1 protein-coding gene is annotated in these 1,164 nt (G+C 37.4%); it reads left to right on the forward strand.

What is annotated here, in order from left to right:
• The first annotated feature begins 502 nt into the window (after nucleotides 1-502).
• A complete protein-coding gene (locus B3C94_RS05515) occupies nucleotides 503-1,069 on the forward strand; it encodes a hypothetical protein (RefSeq protein ID WP_293900246.1) in 567 nt (188 codons plus the stop codon).
• The last annotated feature ends 95 nt before the right edge of the window (nucleotides 1,070-1,164 follow it).

Here is a 1,164-nt window from a genome sequence, read left to right on the forward strand (position 1 = left end):
CCCTCCTGCTGCGTCAGCACCGGTGCATGCGGATGCGGCTCAGGGAAATGAAAAACTAGGGGTGAAACATGCCCACCCTCTATGTGATGTTGAAACATCATGACATTTTTATTCATCCGGAAAGTTGATCAATTAAATAAATAATATGGTTACCTAACAGCTATTTTGTCCAACGGACAATGGAATCAAATTAATCCTTGATTAATTCCAATACACCTTAAAGTTAAGAAATAACTTTATCGCTCTACTTTTCGATTTCACTCCAACGCTTTACGCAACTATTCTATATTGAAGAAATTTCGGTCAACTGGACAGATTAAGATGTCTGTTAAAAAAAAGTCCGATTTTAATTTTGCATAATAACGTAAACTTTTCACAGCTTTCCGAAAAGTTATTTAAACATTATTCTATCGATATTTGATCAAATAGAAAGCTCAGGCTCTGCCTTCGGTTTAGCGTGATTAAACGTAGAGAATGCGGCCTTCTTGTATTAAATTTTCCAATGATGAAATCAAAAAATTCAGCCCTTGCAATTTTGATCACTGAGCGGATCAATGAAATTCTTGAAATAACAGGATTCTCCCAGACGGAGTTTGCTATTCACTGCGAATTGGAGCCCAGGATACTAAAAAGCTACTGCTGTAATAGCAGATCATTTACTGTCGAAAGTATATCCAAGATCTGTACAACTTTTTCGGTCTCCCTAAAAGATTTTTTTGACTTCGCCGTTCCACTGGAAATTAATTCCGGAATTATTGTGACGTTGCATAAACGCCCTGTTAAGGAAACTCCAGAGGCCCGACGACACCGGCTACACCAAGAACGGGACTGCATTTGGCATATGATCAGCAATACCAGCTATTTTGACGCTCCGATAGGACTGAATCAGATTCTCAAAATTCTAAGAAAGGAATATGGACTGCTCATTACTGATGAGAGAGTATATGAAATGCTAAAAAGACATGTTGGCATGGGGACATTGACCAGAGAATACAAAATACGCACAACTAAGGAAAGAGAGTCATTTCAACCGAAGCGTCACCTTTATCAAAAAAATTCAACCGGATAATTTAATAACCTGACTTGACCTCTTTTCAATAAAATTCAAAGAATCGCTTTCCAATATCCGTAATACGCTTTCTCTAATTATTTATTTGTTTAAAC

This window comes from Sphingobacterium sp. UBA5670 (assembly GCF_002420705.1).
Classification (GTDB): Bacteria; Bacteroidota; Bacteroidia; order Sphingobacteriales; family Sphingobacteriaceae; genus Sphingobacterium.

What these genes read in the sequence shown, in the direction of transcription:
- B3C94_RS05515 (WP_293900246.1), top strand. Translation starts at nt 503, where the DNA reads ATGATGAAATCAAAAAATTCAGCCCTTGCAATTTTGATCACTGAGCGG.